The organism is Streptomyces sp. NPDC091412, from assembly GCF_044756885.1.
Lineage (GTDB): Bacteria > Actinomycetota > Actinomycetes > Streptomycetales > Streptomycetaceae > Streptomyces.
The window spans coordinates 59158-83879 of sequence record NZ_JBIVTV010000004.1 but is presented as its reverse complement, the minus strand read 5'-3'; the positions used below and the strand labels follow the sequence as shown (position 1 = coordinate 83879).

20 protein-coding genes are annotated in these 24722 nt (G+C 69.6%); 2 read left to right on the top strand and 18 right to left on the bottom strand.

All coding sequences use genetic code 11. The features are described from left to right. Positions 1–6 precede the first annotated feature (6 nt). The 12 genes from ACIQMV_RS11695 to ACIQMV_RS11640 form a co-directional block, all read right to left on the bottom strand. The gene (locus ACIQMV_RS11695) at positions 7–813 is read right to left on the bottom strand and encodes an anti-sigma factor (protein ID WP_373996187.1); all 807 of its coding nucleotides are present in this window, start codon (positions 811–813) and stop codon (positions 7–9) included. Further along, positions 813–1334 (bottom strand): sigma-70 family RNA polymerase sigma factor, encoded by a 522-nt coding sequence (locus ACIQMV_RS11690; RefSeq protein ID WP_019056398.1) that lies wholly within the window; start codon positions 1332–1334, stop codon positions 813–815. The genes ACIQMV_RS11695 and ACIQMV_RS11690 overlap by 1 nt, the downstream gene beginning before the upstream one ends. Positions 1335–1677: 343 nt before the next feature. Further along, positions 1678–2271: a CGNR zinc finger domain-containing protein gene (locus ACIQMV_RS11685; RefSeq protein ID WP_402592515.1), complete on the bottom strand. Its 594-nt coding sequence runs from the start codon at positions 2269–2271 to the stop codon at positions 1678–1680. 302 nt (positions 2272–2573) lie between these two features. After that, entirely contained in the window at positions 2574–3611 is a 1038-nt protein-coding gene (locus tag ACIQMV_RS11680) for a hypothetical protein (RefSeq protein ID WP_402592514.1), read from the bottom strand. Next, positions 3599–4258 (bottom strand): hypothetical protein, encoded by a 660-nt coding sequence (locus ACIQMV_RS11675; RefSeq protein ID WP_402592513.1) that lies wholly within the window; start codon positions 4256–4258, stop codon positions 3599–3601. Before ACIQMV_RS11675 ends, ACIQMV_RS11680 begins: the two co-directional genes overlap by 13 nt. A gap of 187 nt (positions 4259–4445) precedes the next feature. Beyond that, positions 4446–5348: a MauE/DoxX family redox-associated membrane protein gene (locus ACIQMV_RS11670; protein WP_402592512.1), complete on the bottom strand. Its 903-nt coding sequence runs from the start codon at positions 5346–5348 to the stop codon at positions 4446–4448. Positions 5349–5382: 34 nt separating this feature from the next. Then, positions 5383–6000 carry a cell wall protein gene (locus tag ACIQMV_RS11665; protein WP_402592511.1) on the bottom strand — a complete coding sequence of 206 codons (618 nt, stop codon included), beginning with the start codon at positions 5998–6000 and terminating at the stop codon, positions 5383–5385. Between the two features lie 13 nt (positions 6001–6013). Next, complete coding sequence (locus ACIQMV_RS11660; protein ID WP_402592510.1) at positions 6014–6217, bottom strand: RlpA-like double-psi beta-barrel domain-containing protein; 204 nt, start codon at positions 6215–6217, stop codon at positions 6014–6016. A gap of 493 nt (positions 6218–6710) precedes the next feature. Then, a complete protein-coding gene (locus ACIQMV_RS11655; protein ID WP_402592509.1) occupies positions 6711–8216 on the bottom strand; it encodes an acyltransferase in 1506 nt (501 codons plus the stop codon). After that, a complete protein-coding gene (locus tag ACIQMV_RS11650; RefSeq protein ID WP_402592508.1) occupies positions 8213–10441 on the bottom strand; it encodes a glycosyltransferase in 2229 nt (742 codons plus the stop codon). The genes ACIQMV_RS11655 and ACIQMV_RS11650 overlap by 4 nt, the downstream gene beginning before the upstream one ends. Further along, positions 10441–11463: a translation initiation factor IF-2 gene (locus ACIQMV_RS11645; RefSeq protein WP_402592507.1), complete on the bottom strand. Its 1023-nt coding sequence runs from the start codon at positions 11461–11463 to the stop codon at positions 10441–10443. The genes ACIQMV_RS11650 and ACIQMV_RS11645 overlap by 1 nt, the downstream gene beginning before the upstream one ends. Before the next feature lie 531 nt (positions 11464–11994). Further along, positions 11995–12996: a LysR family transcriptional regulator gene (locus ACIQMV_RS11640; RefSeq protein ID WP_402592506.1), complete on the bottom strand. Its 1002-nt coding sequence runs from the start codon at positions 12994–12996 to the stop codon at positions 11995–11997. An 83-nt stretch (positions 12997–13079) separates the two neighbouring features. On the opposite strand from ACIQMV_RS11640, the gene ACIQMV_RS11635 reads away from it, so the two are divergent. Next, the gene (locus tag ACIQMV_RS11635; RefSeq protein ID WP_402592505.1) at positions 13080–14330 is read left to right on the top strand and encodes an MFS transporter; all 1251 of its coding nucleotides are present in this window, start codon (positions 13080–13082) and stop codon (positions 14328–14330) included. Here ACIQMV_RS11635 and ACIQMV_RS11630 read toward each other — a convergent pair. Together ACIQMV_RS11630 and ACIQMV_RS11625 are read right to left on the bottom strand one after the other, a co-directional pair. Next, the gene (locus ACIQMV_RS11630) at positions 14301–14483 is read right to left on the bottom strand and encodes a DUF397 domain-containing protein (protein WP_402592504.1); all 183 of its coding nucleotides are present in this window, start codon (positions 14481–14483) and stop codon (positions 14301–14303) included. The two genes, ACIQMV_RS11635 and ACIQMV_RS11630, sit on opposite strands and share 30 nt — an antisense overlap. Beyond that, on the bottom strand, positions 14480–15298 hold the full coding sequence (locus ACIQMV_RS11625; protein WP_401780159.1) for a helix-turn-helix domain-containing protein: 819 nt from the start codon (positions 15296–15298) through the stop codon (positions 14480–14482). The genes ACIQMV_RS11630 and ACIQMV_RS11625 overlap by 4 nt, the downstream gene beginning before the upstream one ends. Positions 15299–15435: 137 nt before the next feature. Here ACIQMV_RS11625 and ACIQMV_RS11620 point away from each other — a divergent pair, with 137 nt between their 5' ends. Then, a complete protein-coding gene (locus tag ACIQMV_RS11620) occupies positions 15436–15882 on the top strand; it encodes an ATP-binding protein (protein ID WP_402592503.1) in 447 nt (148 codons plus the stop codon). Positions 15883–15884: 2 nt separating this feature from the next. Here the strand turns inward: ACIQMV_RS11620 and ACIQMV_RS11615 are convergent, their stop codons facing one another. The 4 genes from ACIQMV_RS11615 to ACIQMV_RS11600 all read right to left on the bottom strand — a co-directional run bounded on the left by ACIQMV_RS11615 (position 15885) and on the right by ACIQMV_RS11600 (position 24558). Beyond that, on the bottom strand, positions 15885–16103 hold the full coding sequence (locus tag ACIQMV_RS11615; RefSeq protein WP_402592502.1) for a hypothetical protein: 219 nt from the start codon (positions 16101–16103) through the stop codon (positions 15885–15887). Between the two features lie 192 nt (positions 16104–16295). Next, positions 16296–16907 (bottom strand): hypothetical protein, encoded by a 612-nt coding sequence (locus ACIQMV_RS11610; protein WP_402592501.1) that lies wholly within the window; start codon positions 16905–16907, stop codon positions 16296–16298. A gap of 45 nt (positions 16908–16952) precedes the next feature. Then, complete coding sequence (locus tag ACIQMV_RS11605) at positions 16953–17555, bottom strand: response regulator (protein WP_402592500.1); 603 nt, start codon at positions 17553–17555, stop codon at positions 16953–16955. A gap of 775 nt (positions 17556–18330) precedes the next feature. Further along, complete coding sequence (locus ACIQMV_RS11600) at positions 18331–24558, bottom strand: RHS repeat-associated core domain-containing protein (protein ID WP_402592901.1); 6228 nt, start codon at positions 24556–24558, stop codon at positions 18331–18333. Positions 24559–24722 lie beyond the last annotated feature (164 nt).

Sequence of the window (24722 nt, the reverse complement as noted above, 5' to 3'; positions counted from 1 at the left end):
CAGAGGCTAGGCGGGCACCTCGACGAGTCGTTTCCCGTCGAAGGTCATCACTTCGAAGTGGTCGATCTGGTTCGGCTCCAGGGCCGCGCCGCCGCGGACGTAGAGGGGGTTCTTGGCCTCCTCCGTCTTGGCGTTCGGGACGCCGTAGCCCCACTCCGGGACGGACCAGGACGTGACCGTCTCACGTTCGCCGTTCTTGCCGACGGCGATGAGCGAGCACTTCTGCCGGCCGGTGACGTTGCTCAGTTCGAGAACGGCGTTCGTGCCCCAGTCCTTCTTCTCGACGGCGACCGTCGCGGTGACCTTCGTCGTGGAGTCCGTCGCCGTGACCTTGTCGGGCATCGACTCGAAGGCGGACTTCGCGGGGCTCGCGGCCACCGCGGTGCTGCCGCCGTCCGAGCCGCTCACCGCGACCGCGGTCAGCGGGCCACCGATGATCAGCGCTGCCGCCGCCGCGACCATGTAGAAGCCACGCCGGCGCTTCTGGGCGCGGCGCTCGGCGACCTCGTCGACGAGCTTCTCCACCAGGCGCGGGCTGGGCTTGGCCGACAGGGACTCGCCGACCGCGGGTGCGCCGGAGCCCGGCAGGTCCGCGAGCGCGGCCAGCATCGGCTCCATCCCGGCGAGTTCGTCGAGTTGCTGGGCGCACCACTCGCAGGTGGCGAGGTGCGCCTCGAAAGCGGTTGCCTCGGCGTCGTCGAGAATCCCGAGGGCGTAGGCGCCGACGGTCTCGTGCTCGTTCGGAGCCGGGGTTCCCTGCATGGCCCCAGACATACCCGCACCACCCGTTCCGAATCCCCCGTACACGCTCATCACGCCGTCACCCCCCGCTCCTCCAGCGCCAGCTTCATCGACCGCAGGGCGTAGAACACCCGCGAGCGGACGGTGCCGCTGGGTATGCCCAGTGTCTCGGCTGCCTCATTGACGGTACGCCCTTTGAAGTACGTCTCGACGAGCACCTCCCGGTGGGCCGGGGTCAGGTCGTCGAGCGCGTCCGACAGCGTCATCAGCCACAGCGCCTTGTCGATCTCGTCCTCCGCGGGGATGACCTCCAGCGGCGACGGATCGACCTCCTGCGGCCGGGCCTGCCGGCTGCGGTGGCCGTCGATGACGATGCGCCGGGCGACCGTCACCAGCCAGGGGCGTACCGAACCGGTGGCCCGATTGAGCTGACCGGCGTTCTTCCAGGCACGGATGAGCGTCTCCTGCACCACGTCCTCGGCACGCTGCCGGTCGCCGGCCACCAGCCGGAGGACATACGCGAGGAGAGGTCCGGCGTGCTCGCGATAGAGCGCACGCATCAACTCCTCATCAGGTTCCGAGGACTGGGACATGCGATGTCGGGCCCTCGATCCACGTTCATTGGCCACGGCCGCATCCTTGCGCACGCCCACCTCCGGTGTCCGGGGCTTCCCCCCAGTCGGTCGCTCGCCGACGGGTACGGATCCCGGGCGCGCCGTGTTCAAAACCGGCCGACGGATTTCTGGGTGGTGACGTGACGAGGGAGGACATGGGCGCACATTCCCCCCGCTTGATCTTTACATTTCCGACACAGGAGCTGGAGTGCCGGCGCTGCCCGCTCCCGGCGGGAGCCAAACGGAGTGTTACCGAAATCACTTTGGCACGGAACGCCCACAACCGGCAAATGGGATACGGGAGTTGTCGCTCCCCACCCCTCTACGTCCGGGAGAGGGCGGCGCGTCGGCGGTGGCGGGCCACCCGTTCGCGGTTCCCGCAGACCTCGCTGGAGCACCAGCGCCTCCGGCGCCCCCGGGACGTGTCCAGGTACACGATCGGGCAGTTGTCGCCCTCGCACTGGCGCAGACCCGCCCGCGCCACGGGATCGGTGAGCAGCTCAACGGCGTCCCGGGCGACGGCCGCGAGCAGGGCCGCGCACGGGGGTTGACCCGCCAACTCGCGTACGAGAGTGCCGTCTTCGCCTCGTACGGCGCGGGGTGCCGGCGGCGCCGTACGGGCGACGTCGTTGACGCGGGCGAGCGCGAGATCGTAGGCGCGGACCTCCTGGGCGAGACAGCCGCGCACCAACTTCCCTATGTCTTGCCGCAGTTCCCGGAAGCAGGTGAGCCAGGAGGCGTCGGCGTGCGCCAGTGGGCAGCCGGGCGGGACCAGCCCCGATCCGGTGATCCACGCGCGCAGCGGCGCGACGGAGTCCAGCCGTTCCACGGGATGGGTGGTGGAGAGGAGATCCAGGCAGACCCGCCCGGCGTCGAACCTCAGCTCGTACGGGGCCGTGGCCGCAGCCAGTGCCATGCGCCTGTCACCGCCTAGGCTCACCCCGGCCGGCAGGCCTCGCCGGGGCATCGTCGGAGGCCGGAAATCCGTTCCCTCCCACAGTGCCCGCCCACCGGCCGGACCGGTAGACCCCGGGCGGCTCGGGGCCGCCCCCTACTGCGGGTGGCAGGGCCCGTTGCCGTACGGGCCCTGACCTTACGGGCCGCCTGGCCACTCCTGCCCCGCCGCCTGCGGCCCCGGCGGCGCACCTGCTCGAGCACCTTCCGAACCCGCCACCCGTTCACCGCGGCGCCCCCTGTTTTCGGTGGTCCGACTCCGGCTCAGCGGTTCACGGCCTGGATCTCCTGAACCGTGACGTCCTGGGTGTCGCCGAAGGTTCCCTCGGGCAGATCCCCGCCGGTACCGCCGGTACCCGTCCAGTGAATCTTCCAGGTGATGGTGGCCCTCAACCGGTACGAGCCGTCGCCGGACGACCGCAGGTACTTCACCCCGCAGGGCGGTGTCCGGTCGGCCTTCCCCTTGGCGTACGCCTCACCGATACGGCCACCGTTGATCGCGCAGACCCCTGACGCGGGGTAGGTCTCGGCGTCCGCCGTACCGGGATCGATCTTCAACGAGACCGGCTCGGCGGTGGTGGTCGCGGTAATCCCCAGCACCGGCACGGAAGCCGTCACGGAAACCGGCCTGAACCGCGCCCCGTCCAGCCACGCCCAGGTCGGCAGATTCACCTTGGTCACCCCGGCCGGGGCAAGCGTCACCTCGGTACCGGGGACACGGATCTCGTTGTAGGCGAGTTCGGCGAGGATCCGTGGAGTCACGGCATTCTCGATGTTCGCGGGTGGAGCGGCGTTCTGGTCGACCCAGAAAATCGGCTCATCGCACTTGTCCCAACCCGGTGGGAAGTCCTTGTTGACGTACGAGTCCCACCAGTAGCCCTTGCCGGCCTTGTCCTTGTTGAAGTCCTTGTACGGGTTGCCGTCGACGTACCGGTCACGCTGCTGGGCGTCCCACTCGTGCCCGGTGGACTCGGCCTCCCAGATCGGCTCCAAGTACTTCTGCAGTTGCTCCGGCGTGTACTTCGGGGCATACCAGCAGGCGGGCGGGGTCCAGGACGAAACCGGAGCGACCGGTCCCACGGAGCTGCCGGTGCCGTTCTTGGACCGGTCGAACACAATGCCTCCGGCGGTCGCGGAGATCGTGTCACCGTCGGCTCCGCCCGAAGTCTCCTCCCCCGAGGACGGCGTCTGCGCACCGCCGCCAATCTTGTTGTCCGCCAGGGCGGGAGTAGCACCTGCGAAGGTCGGGACGATCAGGGCCAGCACAAGCAGTCCCCGCAGATGCCCCATCACGGCTGGCACTTGGCGCTCCCCCTCTGCGAGGCAAGCTTCTCGATGGTCCAGACACCCTTGTCGTTCCTGTGCAGCCGTGAGCTGTACAGGACATAGCTGTTCTTGGTAACGGAAGTCTTGTCGACCTTCTTCGACTTCAGGTACAGGTCGTACGCCTTACCCTGATCCTCACAGTAGAGAAGAGACGCACTGTCGGCGCCGCTGACATCGACTACCGGGCTGTAGTAGCGGTAGCTGCCGGTGGCGCGTGCCTCCGCCTTCACGTACGCCTCGATGAACTGCTGTGTCTGCGCCGCGGCCTCACCCTCGTAGTAGAACCGGTACGCCGCGTCGAGCGGGTTCTGGTTCACGATGGCAAGGTCCACCGACTTGATCGCCTGTTCGCTGTCGGCCAGCACGGCGTCCTTGTCCTGGTTCCCCGTCCTCGGCCAGTCAAAGGTGTACGACAGATCCGACGGCAGCTGAATCTTGGGCCGTTGCGCCGCCGCAGAGGCCGACGCGCTCGGCGAAGCCGAAGTCTCTCCCCCTGTATCCGCGCCCGCGATCTTGTCGTTGGCCTTCGAGTCGCCATCGCCTCCGCCGCAACCGGCGAGGAGCACTGCGGCCGCCGTGCCGGCGACGACTGTGGTGAGCAGGCGGGTTGGACGGCGGTTCACAGCAGGCTCCTGGTGGGGCAGGTGGGTTGGGACGAAACAGCCGACACGCTACCGAGATCACCCGCACCCACACCAGCGAGAGGCCCAACCACCACGCCTGCACATGAGACGTACGCGAACGGAGCCCGCACCTCCGTTCACGGCCCACCGGCCCCGCGAGGGCGGTGAGCCGTGAACGGCCAACCCGTCAGCCGAGTGTGGGCAGAGCCCTGCGCGGAGGGACCGCGTTCAGGAGGTCCTCTGCCACCCGGTTGCCGGTGTTCGCGTCGATGAAGCTGACGCGGACCAGCGGGTCGCCCAGCGTGTCGCGGCTGGCCGTGGCGTCCAGGGCGAAGACCACCGACACCGGCCGCGCGTTCGCCCCCGCCCCGTGCACACCCGAGTACAGAAGGATCCGCCAGCCGTCCTCCTCCCAGTGGTCCAGCAGACCCGACCGGACCACCGGGAAGGCGGTCTGCCAGGCGAGGGAGTTCTCCAGCAGTTCGACGCTGGCGGCGACCGGCACCCGGTCCCCCGGCTCGCTGCCGAAGAGCGGATGCCCGAAGACACGCAGCCTCAGCCGGCGCAGCGGCAGCAGCCACCACCGGTCGAGATCGACCGACAGCGCCACCAGGACGGCCACCGCCACGGCCAGGAACACGACCGATCCACCGGGCCGTTCGGTGAGCGTGGACCACCAGACCCCGTGCGCCACCGCCGCCGTCGCGCCGCCCACGAGCACCAGGGCGGCACGCGCGAACGCCCGCCAGGTGATCGGGGTGTCCTCGTTCGCGGAACAGCCGCAGGAGGACTCCGGTGCCAGCGCCCGGCCGTAGCCGAGATAGCCGAGGAACCCGGCCCCGAGGACGGCCGTGGCCGCGCCCGGCACCGGGTTCGCCGGTACGGCCAGCAACCCCGCGGCGAGCAGGAGTTCCACGGCGCCGGTGCCGCGCAGCACCAGCGCCGCCCGCTCGCTGCTGCGCAGCATCCGGGCCAGCGCCGTCTTCGGTGCCCGGCGCACGGTGTCCCGGTCGAAGAGCTTGACCACGCCGGTCCACCCCAGCAGACCCGCAAGGACCAGCGGCACGAGGCCCGTTGTCAGTGAGAGCATCCTTCCCTCCCCTTCTCCTCCTCGGATCCGGCCGTCAGTGCCCGACGGAGATACGGACGACGTCCACCGAGTTGTCGGACGGCCGCCAGGCGCCGAGCACCTGGGCGCTCTGCCCGATGCGCAGCCGGGACAGGTCCGAGGTGAGCGCGCGACCCGCGTAGGAGGCGTTCGTCGTGTCCTGACGCACGTGGCCGACGATTTCGTGCTGCCCGTGGGAGAAGTGCACGCGGTTCTTCGCAATGCCGCGGATCGTGGTGTCGATGTTCACGATGTTCACCCACACCGCGTCGGCGGCGACGGTGCCGTCCGGCATCGGGACGCCCCGCGCGTACAGCCCGTCCCCGATCTCGATCTCGGCCGCGGTGGTGGGCCGGACCTTCCAGACGCTGGTGACGTTGGTCATCTGTACCCGGGCGTGGTCACCGTAGGATCCCGCGATTTCCAGGACACTGCCGGTGATGCCGGTGATCCGGCCTTCCACGAACGTCGACTTGGGGATCGCCGGGTCGAGCGACGGCTCGGCGGCGAAGGCCGCGTCGGCGTCGAAGCCGCCGAGGGCGGACGCGCCGACGATGGTGGCGCCGGTGAGGGCGGCCGTGGTGAGGAAGCGACGGCGTCCCAGGCCGCCGTCGTCCTTCTGACGGTACGTCATGACGAACTCCCCCTCACTCGTAGATGTAGACCGGCAGCTTGCCGGAGCTGAGGTTGCCGATCGCCGAGAAGGCGGCCGGGGTCAGGTCCAGGACGCGGTTGCTGCGGCAGGCGCCGTTGCAGCAGGTGGCCTCGCCGCACCAGTCCTTGGTGCGCGGTCCGCAGTCGGTGATCGTGATGCAGACGGTGGCGCCGGAGCACTGGTGTTTGATGTTCATCACCGCACCGCAGCCGCGTCTGGGGATGCTCTCGCCGCACAGGTCGGGCCGGGTGATGTCCCAGCATGCCTGTGACGCGTTGGGCCAGGCGCCGTGATTCGCGCTGGACCGGCAGTTGCCGCAGGCGCCGCCGCCCGCGCTGCCGCACGGACCCCAGGAGGATCCGCAACAGAACCAGCTCGTTTCACCGGCCCATAGGCTGGTCGATCCGCAAGCCATCGTGCCGTCTCCCTTTGTCGCTGAATGACGCGCGTGAATGGGCGTGCACGCACACGTCGGATGAGCCTGCAGTGACGCGCGCATGACAATTTCAGTGCGAGGGTTGTGCGCACAAAGCACCCCCATGATGCGCCCGTCTACGCGCGTTGGCCAGAGCCCGGCGGCACTCCGACGACTCCATGCCCGGCACAGAGCCGGGTGCCCCGCGCCCGAAGGACGCGGGGCACCCGGCTCGGCGAACCCGGCTCGGCGAACCCGGCTCAGCGGGCCCGGCTCAGTGAGCCCTCGCCGCCCGCTTCTTCTTCGCCCCGTTCGGCCACAGCCGGGGCTTGCGCTTCGCCGCCAGGTCCTCGACCCAGCCGACGGACAGTATGGCCAGGCCTATCAGCGGCCAGACGAGCACGAACTGCCAGAAGAGTTCCGTCGAGTCCAGCCACGACGAGGCCGCGTCGCTCTGCATGAAGGGCAGGTCGTAGGCCAGGTCGAGGATCGGCACCGTCACCATGATGAGCAGGTTGTGCCAGAGGTAGATCGTCACCGCTCGGTTGTTGGAGAGGGTGATGAGCTTGTCCCACTTGGCCAGCCGGCCCGGCAGCGTCTGCCACGACGGCGAGTACTGCAACAGGATCACCACGATGCCGAACGACCAGGTCGCCTGAGCGAGCGGGATGTCGTTCAGGTCCCAGCCCTCGGAGCCGAGGTGGCCGGACGCCCACCACAGGCCGAACGCCATCAACGCCGCCGCGCCGGACACGGCCGCATAGCGCGGGATCTGCTTCAGCATGCCGTTGTTGTGGGCGAAGCCGAGCACCCAGCAGCTGCCGTACACGGCGAAGTCCTGGACCGCGTTGCCGGTCTCGCCGGGGATGGTCACCAGCCCGGTGCCGACCACGGCGGTGAGCGCCAGCGGGAACAGCAGCGTCGCCCACGGCACCCGGCGGAACGCCCACAGCAGCAGCGGGGAGGCGAGCACGAACCAGAGGTAGGCCCGCAGGTACCACAGCGGACCCGCCGCCTGGTCCGCCCAACTGCTCTCCAGCAGCCCGGACTCGGAGCCGATGCTCAAGGGGTACGGCGGAGCGCCGATCGGCACCAGGTAGTTGAACACGCTGACCGGTCCCCAGAGATGGCCCCCGAGGTCCGGGTCCTTCGCCGGGCTCCAGCCCTGCACGAACAGGATCCCGAGCATCAGCGCGCTGAACACCCACAGCGGGGGCAGCAGCCTGCGCACCCTGCTCTTGATCACGGACAGGGCGGGACGGTTGAGCGAGCGCGCCATGAGCGAGCCCGCCAGCGCGAACATCACGCCCATGGACGGGAAGAGGACCGACAGCCAGGCCCAGCCGAAGAGGTGGTACGCCACCACACGCACCAGGGCGATGGAGCGCAGCAGGTCCAGATAGCGGTCACGGCCGGGGACCGCCGGCTTCTTCTCCGCGCCGGCCGGGTCGGCCCCACCGGTCGCGCCGGTCGAGTCGGCGCCGGTGGTGTTCGCCGGCGCCGCCCCGTGCACCGCGTCCGCCGTCTTCTGCGCGGGGATCCTCACGTCTCCGGCACCGTCGTACGGCCACCCGGCCGTGGTCCCGGTCGTGGCCCCGGCCGGGTACCCGCCCGCGGTACCGGCCGTCGTCCCCGTCGCGTCCCCGTAGGGCCAGCTCCCTGGGGCGGGCCCCGAGTTGGCGGGTGCCGAGGAACCGTAACCGGGGCCCGGGCCCGAGGGCGTCCCCGGTACGCCCGGCGGCGGTGTGCCGTCCGCGGTCCCGTACTCGTGTGCCGTCATCCGACGGGCCTCCGTTCACTGCCGCTGCCCGTCGCCCGCTGTTGCGGGATCGAACCCGGCGCCTCCACCACGCCGGTGCGCCGCAGTTTCTGCCAGCGCAGCCGACCGCCGGTGAGCGCCGTCATCCAGGACCGGAGCAGGACGACGTACATCAGTTGCCGATAGAGAATCTGCTGGAGCGGCAGCGAGATGAGGTGGCTCATCCGCTCGCGGTCCAGCCGGAAGGCGTACGCGGCGCAGATCGCCTGCACCGCCAGTACGCCGAGCCAGGCGCCGACGGTCTTCTCCGTGGGGCCGAACACCAGCCCGTACAGCAGGAAGACGTCGATCAGCGGGGCCAGCAGCGGGGCCACCACCATGAACAGGGAGACGAACGGCAGTCCGACGCGGCCGAAGCGGCCCGAGGGGCCGCGCTCCACGACGGCCCGGCGGTGCTTCCAGATCGCCTGCATGGTGCCGTACGACCAGCGGTAGCGCTGGGACCACAGCTGCTGCACGGACTCCGGGGCCTCGGTCCAGGCGCGGGCGTTCTCCGCGTACACCACCCGCCAGCCGTCGCGGTGCAGTGCCATGGTGACGTCGGTGTCCTCGGCGAGCGTGTCCTCGCTCATGCCGCCGACCCGCTCCAGCGCGCTGCGCCGGAAGGCGCCGACCGCTCCGGGGATGGTCGGCATGCAGCCGAGGATGTCGTACATCCGGCGGTCGAGGTTGAAGCCCATCACGTACTCGATGTGCTGCCAGGCCCCGATGAGCGAGTCCTTGTTGCCCACCTTGGCGTTGCCGGCGACCGCGCCGACCTTCGGGTCGGCGAAGGGCTGCACCAGCTCGCTGATGGTGGACGGCTCGAACACGGTGTCGCCGTCCATCATCACGATGATGTCGTAACGGGCGTTGGCCAGGCCCCGGTTGAGCGCGGCCGGCTTGCCCGCGTTGAGCTGCCGGATGACCCGCACGCCCGGCAGGTTCAGGTTCTCGACGATGCGCGCGGTGCCGTCGCTGGAGCCGTCGTCGATGACGAGCACCTCGATCGGATGGTCGCTCGCGACGAGTGAACGCACCGTGTTCTCGATGCACTTGGCCTCGTTGTACGCCGGGACGAGGACCGACACCGGCCGGGTGATCGGCGTATCGGGGCCCCAGCGGAAGTTCTTCTTGCGCACCCGGCGGGCGTGCGCCCCCGAGAGCAGCAGCATCAGGCCGAAGCGGACGAGGACGAGGGAGCCGATGACGGCGAGGCCGACGACCAGCACGCCGGTGAGTTCGTCCGAGGCCTGGACCAGGAAGATCCAGGCCCGGCCCTTCCACAGCTCCGCGCCGGCGACCGGGGTGTGCGCGCTGGGTGCGCCGAGGGCCTCGGTGAGGTTCTGGAACTTGTAGCCCCTGGCCTGGAGTTCGGGCAGGAACCTGTCGAGCGCCTCGACGGTCTGGTGCCGGTCGCCACCGGAGTCGTGCATCAGGACGATGGCGCCGTCGCCGTGCTTCGGGGTGGCCCTGCGGATGATCTCGTCGACACCCGGCTTCTGCCAGTCCTCACTGTCGGTGTTGTTGAGGACCGTGAGGTAACCGCGGGAGCCGATGTACTTGGTGACCGGCCAGGACGCGTTGTCCATCGCGTCGGCGAAGGACGAGTACGGCGGCCGGAACAGCGACGTGCGGATGCCGGCGGCGCCCTCCAGGGCCATCTGGTTCTGGGACAGCTGCCAGTCGATGCCACCGGGGGACTTGTAGGACAGGTCGGGGTGGTTGAAGGTGTGCAGCCCGATCTCGTGTCCCTCGCGCACGATGCGCTTCACCAGGTCCGGGTACTGCGAGGCCATGGTGCCGGTGATGAAGAAGACGCCGTGCGCGTGGTGCTTCTTGAGCACGTCGAGCACCTTGGGGGTCCACTCGGGGTCGGGACCGTCGTCGAAGGTGAGGACGAGCCGGTGCTTGGGCACGCTCAGGCTGGCGGTCTTGCCACTGCGGGTGTCGATGACCGGGCCGCCCTCGAGGATCTCCTCGGGCACCTTGTCGTAGGCGACCTCGGGCCTGATGCGGTAGTCGGCGAGGATCTCGCTGTGCACATAGCCGCGCAGCATCAGCATCGCGGTCATGGCGACCAGCAGCATGACGGGGAGCACCCAGCGCATGGGCAGCCGGCGGCGTCGCAGATTGACGTGTGCCGGGGCACGCTGTGATCGCCCGTCGCCTCTGGTGGAGCGGCGACGGTTGGAACGGGAGGCCATCAGAGGACGTTCTCCGGAGAGTGGTCGGGTGTGACGCCGGGCCGGTCGGCGGCCCGGCCGCTGGTGGCGACGGGGTTCGCCGTGGGGGCTCCCCCGGCGTTGTTGGTGGTGACGCCGCTGCCGCCGGGGTCGGAAGTGGGCGGCCTGCCGGAACCGGACGGGGTCGGGTCGGGCGAGTTCGGGTCGGGCGGCGGCGTCTTGGTGTCCGGGGGCGTGTTGTCCCCGGGATCGGCGGACGCGGACGGACCGTCCGGGGCCTTCTTCGTGCTGGACACCGAGGGCGCGGGGTTGCTCGGCGCGGCGGGCGTCCCGCCGGACACGGCCGGGGCTCCCGATACGGCGGTGGATCCCGCGGGCGGGTTCACACCGGCGCTCGGGACGGTGGGGGCGGAGGGGTCGGTGGTGGCCTCGGGCGAACCGCTGGAGTCCGGGGACGGGCTCGTGGCATCCGACTGCCGCGGGGACTCCTTGACCTTGCTCGCCGGCTGGTCGTCGGCGCCCGGAACCGGGACCGGTACCCAGGGGGCGGCGGCGTTGCCGGACAGCAGGGTGACGACGATGACGACCGCGTAGACCGCGCAGGCGAGGCCGATGGCCATGCCGAGCCGGCGGAAGCGGCGGCTGCGGCGGCCGGACTCGTCGACGAAGACGGGCCGGTCGGCCTCCTTGCCGGCGGGGCCGGCCGAGCCGAGGGTGCCGCCCGGCCGCAGGCTCACGGCGTCGAGCTGCACGGTGACCTCGTGCGGGTCGTGGGTCTCCCAGGGGTCCTCGACCTGCACCCGCAGGGGGCCGGTGCCGGCGGGGCCGGTGCCCGCGCCTGCCGGCGCCCCGGGTGCCGCGGCGCCCGGCGCACCGGACAGCAACTGGGTCTCCGCCGCGGCCGCGGGTCCGGAGAGCATCTGCGTCTCAGCGGCGGCAGCCGTTCCAGACAGCATCTGCGTCTCGGCGGCAGCCGTCGATCCGGGGAGCAGCCGCGTCTCCGCAGCGGCCTCCGGGTCGGCCGTCATCCAGGTGTCCGCCATCGGTTCCGACCCGGGCAGTACCCGGGTCTCCGCAGCGGCCTCCGGGTCGGCGGTGCGGCCCTTGTCGAACCAGGAGCCCGCCGCCGGGCCCTGCCCCCGGTCCTCGCCGACTCCTTGCGGGCGTCTCCGCGCACCGCCAGGACCGGCCGTCGGCCAGGCCGCCGTCCGCCCGGCGGCATCCGGCCACGCACCCCGGTCACCGGAACCCGGCGCCGTTTCGGCGGGGTGGCCTGAATCCGGTTCCGTGCCAAGGGCATCACCGGATATGGGCGACTCGCTCGGGTCCGCGGCCCCGGCCGTCTGCCGACCGTCCCCGGATGAAAATCCGGAGCCGCTCGGTTGGGCGTGATCTGGCCATTTGTCGACGCGCACGTGCTTCCCCCCCAGGGGCATGACTTCCAGGTGGGCGACGAATCCGGGCCTACGTACTGTCGTCGGGCCAGGACCCCCACCCGGCCCGAGCGCCCCCTTTATCACAGTGCACCCGGGGCCCCGAATGTATCGCATGTGGCCATGCCATGGAGATGGGTCTCAGATGTGTGCACCCATCACGACCGCGTCCATGGCCGGAATCCACCCCTCCACCGGCTTGCGCAACCATCCTCCCTCGTACGCCAGTTCGGTGGCAGAACGCCTGAGCGCATCCAATCCTGGGTGAACCTGGCCTTTTCGCCACACCAGCGACACCGGCGACAGCGGAACGGGTTCGACGAGAGGCCGCAGAACCGTCTGAGGCATCGCCGGAAAGTCGACCACGGCGAGAATCGGGTTCCTGTGCTTGGCCATGATCCGCCGGAACTCGGCCACGCCGATCGCGAGCGGAGCCGGCGGCGCGAGGCTGATGCCGCGCCCCTCGAACAGCTCACGCGCGAGGTCGGTCCACTCCAGCGTGCGCGGATTGCCCGCGCCCGCGTACACGGTCTCCCCCGCCAGGGCGCCGAGCGGCACCTGCTCCAGGTCCGCGAGCCGGTGCCCCTCGGGCAGGATGACGGCCATCCGCTCGTACCGCACGGGCTGGTGCAGCAGTCCCCGCCGGACCACGGGATCGAGCCCGGCGAACCGTCCGAACGACGCGTCGAGACGGCCGGCCAGGATCTCGGCGGCGGCACCGGTCAGACCGCTCTCGAAGCGGGTCATCAGTTCGAGGTGCGGGACCCGGGACCGCGCCCGCTCCAGCACCCGCTCCCCGAACAGCCCCGGGCTGTTGACGTCGACCAGCAGCGGCCGTTCCGGCTCACCCCGGCCGAAGGCGTCGAGCAGCGCGCGCTGCGCCTGGAGCACCCGGCGGGCGTACGGCAGGAGCCGGGCGCCCTCGGCGGTCAGCGTGACCTGCCGGGTGGTCCGTACGAACAGCACGGCGCCCAACTCCCGCTCCAGTCGGCGGATATCCCGGCTGAGGGCCTGCTGCGCGACGTACAGCCGTGCGGCGGCGCGCGTGAAGTGCAGTTCCTCGGCGACGGTGACGAAGGCACGCAGCAGGCGGGGGGCGATCCCCTCGGCGAAGAGGGACGGCGGTCCGGGTTCGGCAGGCACCGGCCGAACTTACAACGCAGGTACGTCAATCGCATCCGATCAGGTGTTGGACCGCAGCTCAGCGCAGGGGCGACGGTGACGGCATGCCGAAAACCCCTGTCCCGTCCGCCACCTCGGCCCCCGCGCCGCCCTCCGGGGAAGGTCGCGCCTCCCTACTCGCCCCCTACCGCCGTCTGTTCGCCCTCCCCGGCACTCGCGCCTTCACCGCCGGGAACCTGATAGCCCGGCTGCCGTCGGGCATGTTCGGCGTGAGCGCGGTCGTCATGATCGCCGGTGCGCGCGGCTCGTACGCGCTGGCCGGCGCCGTCACCGCCACCGGCCTCGCGGCGACCGCGGCGACCGCCCCCTGGGTCGCCCGGCTGGTGGACCGGTACGGGCAGGCCCGGATCGCCGTGCCCGCCACCGTCTGCGCGGTCCTGGGCAGCCTGGCCCTCCTGCTGTGCGTGCGCTACGACGCCCCCGACTGGACCCTGTTCGCCGCGTACGCCGCCACCGCGACCACACCCAACACCGGCGGAATGTCCCGTGCCCGCTGGGCGCACCTGCTGCGGTCCGACCCCGAGGCCCTGCATACCGCCAACTCCTTCGAACAGGCCGCGGACGAGTTGTGCTTCATGCTCGGCCCGGTCCTCGCGGCCTTCCTCACCGGGACGTTCTTCCCTGAGTCCGGCACGCTGGTCGGCGCCGTACTCCTGCTGACCGGCATCCTTCTGTTCACCGCCCAGCGCTCGACCGAGCCGCCGCCGAGTCCCCGCACTCCCGCGCGGGCGCCTCTGCGCGCCCCCGGTATGCCGGGCCAGCTCGCTGTGTGCCTCGCCATGGGCGCGGTGTTCGGCGCGATGGAGGTCGTCACCGTGGCGTTCGCGGACGAGCAGGGTCATCGGTCGGTGGCAGGCGTGGCACTCGGCCTCCAGGCGGCCGGTTCGTGCGTGGCCGGGCTGGTGTACGGGGCCCTGCGACCGGCGGGCCCGGCCGGACGGCGACTGCCGTGGTGCGTGGCGGCGATGACGGCCCTCATGACCCTGCCGCTGCTGGCCGCCGCGCTGACCGGTTCCCTGCTCGCGCTGTCCGCGGCGCTGCTCGTCGCGGGTACGGCGACGGCGCCCACCATGGTCACCAACATGACCCTGGTCCAGCGGCGCTCCCCCGAGGGCCGCCTCAACGAGGGCATGACCCTCGCGGTGACGGGCCTGCTCGGCGGCATCGCCTGCGGCAGCGCGACCGGTGGCTGGATGGTCGAGCACGTCTCGGCGACAGCGGGTTACGCGGTCCCGGTGACGGCGGCGGCGATCGCGCTGCTGATCTCAGTGAGCGGCGTACGCGAGGAACTCTGACCAGGCGTCGGCGTTCACCGCGAAGCGCGGGCTGTCACCGCCGAGTTTGGAGTCACGGACGTGGATGGTGCGGGGAGAGGCGGCGACTTCGACGCAGGCGCTGCCTTCGGAGTCGCTATAACTCGACTTGAACCATGACAGTTCGTCGCTCACAGCTCCTCCGCCACCTTCCTGGTGAACTGGGCAGACTCCTCCACACTAAGCGCCTGCATGCGGATCATGCCATAGCGCTGAGTCAATGTACTGAGCTTGTTTCCGTCAGAGTAAAGGGCGCCCGTCGACTGCCCGTCGACAAAGGCGTAGCGCTCGTGATCGGCGGTCTCCACCAGCACCATCGGCCCGCTGAGCGCAGCCGTGGGAGCGGTGCAGAACGGGAGTACCTGAATCGACAGGTGACGCCGCTTGCCGACCTCCAGCAGGTGCTGGCACTGGTTGCGCATGACGTCCCGGCCGCCGACGGCCGAGCGCAACGCGGCCTCGTGGACCACGAAACTGAAGTGCGTGGGCGGCTTGCTGGTCAGCTTCTCCTGCCGCTTCAGCCGGGCTGCGACCCGCTCGTCCACCGTCTCCTCGTCCAGGGGAGGGCAGTTGCTGCTGATCAGCGCTCGTGCATACTCGGGAGTCTGGAGCAGGCCAGGAATCAACAGGGGCTCGTACCACTGGACGGTGATGGCCTCGGCCTCCACCAGCACGTACTGCTGCGTCCGTTGGGGAAACGGCTCGGGTTTCAGGAACTCATGCGCGGCGACCAACTTCCCACGCGCCCGGCACAGTTGATCAGCGACTTGCAACAACCGCAGCGTCGGCCGACGCCGCCCGCACTCCATCGACTTGACGTACTCGTAGTCGTATCCGGCCTCTTCGGCCAGGGCCTGCCGGGTGACCTGGGCCTCCTCCCGCCACAGCTTGATCTGCCCACCGCAGTAACGCCAGTTCTGCTGCGCCTGCTGGGACTCCCCCGGTGCCACGCTCCCTCACCCGCCTCCCGCCGCCGCAGCGTGTACAGCCACGCTGCGTACCCGACCCGATACTTCCGAGGCTAGGCACAGGCCAGCAGCATTTTCCCGCCGAACGACGGAGAATCACACGCAAGGAACCAGCCCGTATGCCGACGCCGCACCGCTCTCCCACCGCGCTCCCCCAGGACATCGAGTTCCGCTTCCCCCGCCACGCCCGCAGCGTGGGCCGCGCCCGCCTGCTCCTGCGCGAACAGGCGACGTCCTGGAAGCTCCCCGACGGGGTGACGGAGACGGCGGTACTCCTGCTCAGCGAGCTGATGACGAACGCCTACCGCCACGCGAAGGCGCCCGGCCGGGAGATCCGGGCGCGCTGCGTACTGAGCGACGACGGCCGCCTGCACATCTCGGTCACGGACGCCAACGACGTCCTGCCCATGCCCCGAGAGGCGTCACCGGAGGACGAGTCGGGCCGGGGCCTCGCCCTCGTGGAGGCACTGGCGGACGACTGGGGCGCCGAGCCGCGCCCCGGCGGCATCGGCAAGACGGTGTGGTTCGAGCTCGAACTCGATGCGGGAGCAAGCGCAGAGAAGTGATGTCACCGCTGGTCGACGTCGTCTTCGCGCTGCTCTTCCTCGTCCGCCGCGCACGTTGCCGCCGACGTTCCCCACCGGATCCCATGACGGACGAACCAGACCGCCACCAGTGAACCCAGCATGGCCGGCAGGAACCACATGAGCGTCCACGGCCCGCCACGCAGCACACCTGCCACGGCCGAACCGTGCACCAGTACGGCCAAGGCGTAGAACGCGACCATCTCCGCCCTTGCTCGCCCTGCCGTACTCCGCCGCCCCGCCATCGAACCCGCGCGCTCCCCAACTCCTGTGCACGCCTGCCGCGCCACACCCGATGGGCGGCGGGCGCAGATTCGGTCGACTTTGAATCCCATCACGCGGTGCGGAGCCCGAGAAGTGAAATCTTCACGCACCTGCGGGAGAAGGGGCCGCGCTCACGTCGCGCTCATGCCGCCCGCCTCGTCGTGAACCGCCTTGCTGACATGCGGCTCGAAGACCTTGAGGACGGTCCAGCTGGCGGCGTCGTCAAGGATTTTCCAAGTGGCGGTGGGGCGGGCGTCCATCGTCACGGTCGCGGTGTCCCGGTCCGTCGTGATGGAGAGGTGGAACCTCACCGGGAGCCTCAGCGATTTCCTGCAGATGAGGGTGAGCTTGCCGTGGGTGAATTCCTTGACCTCGTCGATCTCGGGGGCCGGGAGCTGCTTGAGGGCGTGCAGCACGCTGTCGGTGAGCTGGTAGGCGGTGGTGCCGGGACGTATCGGCACGCGGATCTCCGCGGTGCACGGCAAGGGCACGGCCTCGGCGGACAGCGTCAGGCCATGGCGCGAGACCGCGCGCGCGGCGTGCCACGTGTTCGTTGTGGGGAGCACGACGACCATGAAAGCGCTCAACACGAGGCATCCGAGCGTCCCCTGGAGCAGCCCGTCCGCCCAGGCGCTCGGATCTTCCCAGATCGTGACACCAGCCATGAAGGCGCCCAGGGCGACGCCCGGGATGACGATGGCCACAGCGGCACGACGTACGGTCGCGAGCCAGTAGCTGAGCATGGAGTGGAGTTCCCGATTTCTGTGTGAGAGGTGAACCGCACAGGCCTACAGCCAGCCGTGGCCTTCGGCGATGCGGACGGCGTCGACGAGGGTACGCGCGTGGAGCTTGCCGACCGCGGACGAGAGCCGGTTGCGCACCGTGCCCAAGCTCAGGAAGAGGTCGGCGGCGATCTCGCGGGCGTGCGCACCCGAGGACGCCAGCCGCAACACCTCGGCCTCCCGCTCGGTCAGAGGGCTGACCTCGTCGACCCGGCCGCCCCGCATCCGCGGGTCGATCACTCGCCCACCCGCGGCGACCCGGCGAATCGCGTCCGCGGTCTCGGTGGGGGTCGCGCTCTTGAGGAGGTAGCCGGAAGCTCCCGCGCTCATGGCACGACTCAGATGCCCGGGGCGGTCCAGCGCCGTGAGCATCAGAACGCGGCATTCCGGCAGCTGTTCGGCGAGCGCTGCGGCAACGGCGATGCCATCCATGGCAGGCAGGTCGATGTCGAGGAGGACCACATCGGGCCGAAGCCTCTCGGCCTCGACCAGTGCGGCCTCACCATCGGCGGCCTGACCGACGACCTGCATCCCCAACTCGCTCGAGAGCAGCGCCACCAGCCCGGACCGCACGACCGCGTGGTCCTCGACCACCAGCACTTTGATCACCGATCAATTGTGCCGGGCCGACAGGCGCGGTCGACGAGGAGCTGCTAGTACCAGGGGGCCGGGTTCGGCCACCGAGCGCCCGCCGGACTCCGAAGCCGGCCGGCAGCGCTTGGGCGATGAGCGGCTGCCGTGATACCCAGCGCAAAAACGTTGACGCCGGACCAGAACATCGCCCGCGATGTACGCTTTGCTTGATTTGCCATGTGAATTCCTGCTCCCAGAACTGGCCGCCCGCTCGGGCGGCCAGTTCTGTCAGGAAGCGGCCCGTCGCGGGGTTGTACGGACGGGAGCCCATCAGGGTCAGGGCCGCCTCCTGGCCGACGGGGGCGTTGCCGAATTCGTCGCCGCCCAGCACCACCGGGGGCTGCCGGCCACACGGCACTTCCTCGTTCCAGCCTCAGTCCCGGCCCAGGATTACACGGTGGATCCAGGTTCAGTTGCAACCGCTGAGATTCTTATCGCTCGGTCTCATGTGACTCAATCTGGCTGACAATGCTTTGGCGACGGCGTTCGTAAAGCCAAGCTGCCGCAAACACCGCTGCCGAGACGGCGAAAATGGGCATGGCCGCATACCTACCCTCTGCCACGCCGAACACTACTCCTGCAGCAAAACTCAAGACCCCAAAGGAAAAAAGTAGAATCGAGCCATCTTTGAACATCATTTCCTCCCGATATCACACCAGACAAAGAGGTCGAAATCCGGCGACCAACACGAGGTGCGGACGCCGGATTTCGATCTTCCTCGCCTGAATTTACCTGTCAGGCTAACACGTCATCACCGACGCCGGTGAGAATGCGGCTTCACCTTGGCGCGCGTACCAGTTCCTGGAAACTTCCAAGAAAGGAGTTTACCTATGACTTTCTTTCCAGCGGTTCTCCCGACCATGCCCATGGCCATTCCACCACCGCCATAGCCGAAGCCGCCCTTTACAGCTGCAACCGCGATGTCGCGTCGTGATGCTTTACGATTCCCTGCCCATTTGGCTGCTCCTCCGGCAATCCCGCCAGCCAGGAAGGCGCATCCCGCGAGTGCCCCGCCCATGGTCGCCGGGATGGCCAATCCGCAGCCGATGCCCGCACCCACGGAAGCCAGGATCACACGATTCTCCTTGACGAACCGTTTGCCCTTTCGCCAGGCCTTCTTCCAGCTGAACTTGCCGTCGAGGTCGTACCGGTTGAGCGGGTCGGCGTGGGTGTACTCGTAGGCGTTGGCGTTGCCGCCGTAGACCGGATCGAGGGAGAGAAAGCGGCCGGTGGCGGGGTCGTAGAGGCGTACGCCCATCAGGGTCAGGCCGGTCAGGGTCTCCGACGAGCGCTGCTTGGCGCCGAGCCAGTTGTAGCGTGTGGGCTCCAGGCCCGGGCGCGGGTTGCCGTACTCGTCCGAGTCCAGGGCGACCGGCGCCTTGCCCGCGTCCAGCGGGAGCTGGAGCGCCACATCGCCGTGGATGGTGGTGAGTTGCAGTACCGTGTCGCCGGTTTTGGTGGTGGTCGCGGCCAGGTCGCCGGAGGCCCCGTCGACGTTGCGGGTCAGGGCTCCCGTGGCGGTGTCCTCCACGATCCAGCGCGGGCTGTCGCCGTCGCCGTCGTAGTGGTTGAGCTTGGACGCGTTCTGTGTCCAGGTCGAGCCGCTGCCCGTCTCCACCTTCCACGAGCGGAACCGCAGGGCCGCGTCGAGCTGCCAGGTCTGGCGCTTTCCGCCGGAGACCTGCTGGTACGCGAGGTCGTTGGCGTAGTAGCCGATGGTGCTGCCCGGCAGAGCGGTCGTGCGGCCGAACGCGTCGTAGGTGTACCCGGAGTTCACCAGCCGGTCGGCGCTGTCGTACGTGGAGTTGGCGGCGGTGCCTCCACTGGTGGGGCAGTCGGTGCCGGGCGTACCCGTCGCCGTGGTCAGGGACTTGCGGTTGGTGCGCGCGTCGAAGGCGTAGCTGCGGCGCGTGCAGACCGTCTCGGTGGTGTCCTCGACCGTGGTGAGGCGGCCCGTGGCGTCGTAGCCGTAGGTCTGGTCGGACCAGCCGGCGTGGGTGGTGACCTGGCCGTGGATGGACTCGGTCACCGTGTCCGAGTAGACGATGGTGCCGTCGCTGTCACGGGTGTACGTGCGGTCGACGGCGGAACCCGAGGGATCGTTCGTCTGCTTGACGGTGTAGCCGCCGGGCAGCTTCTCGGTCACCACGGCCCCGGCGGCGTCGTACGTCGCCTGGAAGGTGCCGGCGATCGAGTCGCTGGTCTTGGTGACCAGACCGCGCGGCTCGATGGCCGTGTCGTAGGTGTAGGTGACCGTCGACGGCACCGTGTCCGTCGACTTGACCGGCCGGTCGAGCAGGTCGTACTCGGTGGTGGTCCTGCCGCCGTCGGCGTCGGTGTAGGCGATCTGGCGGCCGAGCTTGTCGTACGCCTTGGTGATCGTGCCGCCGGTGGGCGAGGTGGTCTTGGTCACCTTGCCGTTGTTCGGGTCGTACTCGGTGGTGGCGTCCGGTACAGCCTGGCCGAGCCCGCCGGTGACGGTGGTCTTGGTCGGCCGGCCCGCGGCGTCGTAGGTCGTGGTCGTCGTACGGGTGACGCCGTTGGCGGTCTCGGTGACCTTGGCCGCGTTGCCCCACCAGTCGTACTCGGTGGTGGTGGTCGGCAGCCCTGTCGGATTGGAGCCGCCACCGGTGATCGCGCCGGCGGGTCCGACCGAGCAGACCAGGTCGGCCCACTCCGGGCGGCCGGCGCAGGCGCCGGTGCCGGTCGCGGACCAGTACGTGGTCACGCGGGTTGCCGCGTCCGTGCCCGTCGCGCCGGGCAGGAGCTGCTTGACGGTACGCCCCTGGGCGTCGTACTCCGTGGTCTCGGTGATCGCCAGACCACCCGGATCCTTGATCGTCTTGGTCGGCAGGCCCTTGACCCAGTCGTAGACGGTCTGGGTGACCCGGGTCTCGCCCTGGACGGAGGGGTGTTCGCGCACCTGGGCGCCGACGGTGACCTTGGTGATCTGGTCCTTGACCTTGGCCGTGCCGTCTGTGGGCCGGCCCGCGTCGTACTCGTTGACCGTCCACGTCCGGGCGGTGACCGAAGTGCCCGCGGAGACCAGCAAGGTGGTGCCCTGCTTCAGATCGGCGGTGAGGTCGGTCCTGCGCAGCGGGCCGAACTCCTCCAGTACTCGGGTTCCGTTCTCGTTGTAGACGGAGCGAGTCGCCAGCAGGTCGCCGCGCTCGGCGCCGGTGAGCTGAGTGATGCCGAGATCGGCCTGGGTGGCCTTGTCGTCAGTGCTCAGTCCCAGGGCGACGGCCCGATTGGTGGCGGTCAGTTCACGGACGGTGTTGCCGAAGCGGTCGTATTCGGTGGTGGAGATGTGCCCGCCGGGGGTGGCGGAGTTGACCTCACGGCCGGATACGCCCAGGTAGTGCACCTCGGCCCGCTTGTAGGCGGCGGCGGTCAGCGAGCCGCCGGAGTGCGAGGACGGCACGGCGTCGGCCGGGAAGACCGCGGTCGCGTCCGTCGGCGCGTCGAGCTGGCCCCATGCCTTCACATCCGAGGCGCCCATCTTGTTCGGGGCGGCGGTGCCGGTCAGCGGCACGTCGTAGACGATGCTGGTGGCGGCCGTGCCCTCCCCCACATCGGCGGTGCCCTGCTTCAGCCCCGCACGGGTCGCCTTGAGCAGCATGCCGTCACCGGCGGTCGCGGCGTTGCCCGCCTTGCCGTAGGTGAAGGTCCAGGGCAGTTCGCCGGGCGAGGTGAACTTGACGACGCGGCCCGCGCTGTCGTACTCGTACTCGGTCTTGAGTGCGGGAGAGATGCGCGGGTTCCAGGTCTCGCGCAGCCGCCCCTGCCCGTCGTACGCGTACGACTGGATGGCGAGGACCTTGGAGGTGGCCGCGCCGGGCTCGGTGGCCCACAGGCGGATGGACTGGACCTGACCCACCACATCGCCGAACGCGGTGTCCGTGGCGGTGGTGGTCAGCGGGTACAGGTATTCCAGGACCCGGCAGCCCTTGGTGGCCGGATCGGCCGTGCAGTCCGCGGCGGTCGCGGCCGAGGTGGGTGCGATGACCCACTTGGGCCGGGCGACGGCCTTGCCGTTGTAGGTGGTCTTCTGCGAGATCACCGTGGTGGTGGAGTTGGTCAGCCCGTCCAGCAGGGTGCTGGAGACCTGCCAGGTCGGCACGGTCGGATCGGGCTTGGTGAACTCCGTGACCGTGCCCTCGGTGTCGGAGAGCGTGAAGCTGCCGCTGACACTGCCCTTGAGGGTCAGGTCCTCCGAACCCGGCTCCGGAATCCAGCCCGACTTGGCCGCGTTCGCGGTGAAGTGGGTCTCCTCACCTTCGGAGTCGACCACGGCCACGGCCGTGTCGGAGATCCTGCGGATGTGGGAGTAGTCGGAGTCCGTCAGCTCGGCGGTCGCACCCGACACCCATTCCTTGCCGAAGATCGGCGCCTGTCCCTCCTGGGTGGCGCCCTTGTCCGGTGTGCGGGACGAGGCGGTACGCGTGACGGACATGTCGAACGCGGAGGCATCCGTGGCCGACAGGCCGAAGTCGCCGGTCAGCATGTTCACCGTGCCAGGACCCACGCCCTGGCTCGCGGCGCCGTCAGCGTTGCGGTCGACGACGACGGTCAGCGGCTCGGTGCTGCCGGAGGCGTTGCCCGGGCCGGTGAAGTCGGCCTTGATCTGCACCGTGCCGTCGGGGTCGACGGTGTCGGTGGCGTTCCAGACCAGCTGCGCGTTCTTGCCGTTGGTCAGCGCAACGGGCCACGCGGTCAGCGGGGTGCCGCCGGAGGTCACGTGACCGGCGGGGATCTCCACCCAGTTGTCGGCCTCGGAGCGCCGCCAGAAGAAGGACACCTTGTCGTACTTGGTGCCTTCGGCCTCCGCGACGAGCGGGAGCCGGCGTGCGGTGCGTTCGCCGTCGTTGGGCTGGATGAAGCCGCCGGGGCCCGCGTGGAAGGTGTACTCGGCCGCCTCGGACTTGTTGTCCGCCTTGTCCACGGCCCGCACCTGCAGCGTGTGGGTGCCGTCCTTCGGCGGGGCGATGCTGATCGCCTTGTTCGCGCTGGAGCCGCTCGTGGTCACCTTGGTCCAGGTGACGCCGTCCAGTGACCATTCCAGCCAGTTGTGGTCACCGCCGGCGGGCGGGGTGACGGTGAACGTGCCGACCTGGCCGGTGCCCTTGACCCACTTGTCCGACGGGTAGTCCGTGGAGACGATCTTCGTCGGGGCGGACGGTGCCTTGGTGTCGACCGTGAAGGTCTTCCAGGCCGACCAGCCGGTGTTGTAGTGCGTGCCGTCGTAGGGGCTGGTGCGGAACTTGTAGGTCTTGCCGTCCGCGAGCACCCCGGCCGGGACGGTCACCGAGGCGACCTGCCCGGAGGGCACGTACTTGGACACCAGGACGTTGCCGACCTGGGCGTTGGTGGCGGAGTCGAAGATCTGGAAGGTGCCGTTGACCTTGTCGCCGTCGGCGTCGACGAAGGTGTCCCGCAGGGTGGGCGTGGTGGTGTTGACGACGTAGTCGCCGCCGTAGGAGAAGTACGGCGGGCCGGCCTCCTGCTTCGTGCCGGTGCGCGGCCGGTAGTTGTAGTTCACCACCAGCTTCGGCGGGTTGGAGGCGGCGTTGGCGGAGTTGACGCGCTTCCACTGGGCCACGACCGCTTCGCTCGTGGCTTGGATACCCATGTGGCCGCGGGTGGCCTTGGCCGAGGCCCACTCCTGCACCAGCGTGGTCACATTGGCGTTGATCCAGCCCGCGGGCTGGGTGCTGGTGCACGACGGGTTGCCGCGGGTCTCGGTGGAGGTGGCCTTCAGGGCCGTCATCGTCGGGCGGTTGGTCCACCGGCTGGAGGTGGAGGCGGCGGGGGAGGACCACACCTCCCACGGGTACGCCTTGCAGTCGGTGTTGCCCGAGTGGAAGTTGTACAGCGACAGCTTCGCGTCCAGGACCAGCGCGTCCTGGATCGGCGTGGTGTTCCAGGAGATGAAGGTCTGCGCGGTGCGCGGGGTGCCGTCGGCGTTCTTGGTGCCCGGGTTGCCCCAGTCCAGTTCGGTGTCGGTCGACTGGTCGACCGTCACTCCCTGCTGCACGTAGGTGTCGAAGACGTTGGACAGCGAGGAGGTGGACGGGTCGATGGTGACCGGGTACGTGGTGTCCGGGTCGGCGAGGAACTCGGCGTCCGGGGTGATCACCAGGTCGACGGAGGCGCCCTTCTGGACCACCTTCAGGCCGACCCTGGCCGTGCGGGTGTGCTCACCGGAGCGCTCGTCGACGGTGGCGTCCCACATCACCGGCGCGGGCATGACAGCCCGCTTCTTGTTCTTCTTGTCGGTGAACAGCACGCTGCCGTCGGCGAGTTGCTTCGCCTTCAGGCCCCTGGCCTTCAACGGCAGCGTGTAGGAGTAGCCGCCCGCGTCACCGGTCCCGGGACGCTGCTTGAGCTCGACGTACTGCTCGAAGCCGGTCCGGGTGGCCTCCACGACCACGTCCGCACCCGGTATGGCATCGGCGTACTCCGCCCGCGTACCGTCCAGCTTCGGCTGCGGCAGCCCGCCCTTCCATTGCAACGTGATCTGCTGATCGCCTTCGCCCAAGGTCACCAGGTCGGTGGCTTGGGCCTGCTGAGCGGCTTTCAGTGACTTCGCCGGGGTCCCGGACCTGCCGGACAGGCGCAGCCCGCCCGGGTGGGCCTTGGGCACGACGGCCCCGTCGGCGACCTGGACCAGGTCCAGGTCGACCTCGCGCCACTCTCCCGTATCGTCGTCCATGAACCGGACGGGCCCGGCGGCGAGTTCAGTGGTGAGCGAACCATCCTTGTTCACCCAGGTCGTCGAGGTCTCGGTACGCTCCGAGAGCGCCTCGACCCGCTTGCCGTGGAGCCGAGCCGCAATCTTCGCAGAGGGGATGTCCGCAGCGGTATCGGGGCTCTTGAATGTGGCCTTGGCGGCTGTCTGCTGTATCTCCTCGCGGTTGACCGCCACCGCTTGGCCGGTATTGGCGACCACTACCGCCGTCTCCGCCGCAAGCACCATGGCCGTCAGGACGGCTATCCGGGGCAACAGCCGTCTGCGTCTCTGCGAGGCGACGGCCGACCCCTCCCACTCGCCGGTCGGGCGTGTTCGTTCTGACACGTTCAGTCATCCTTTGTTGGTGTGAACATGACCCAGATGTGATCAAAACAGGGATGCCGCAGCCG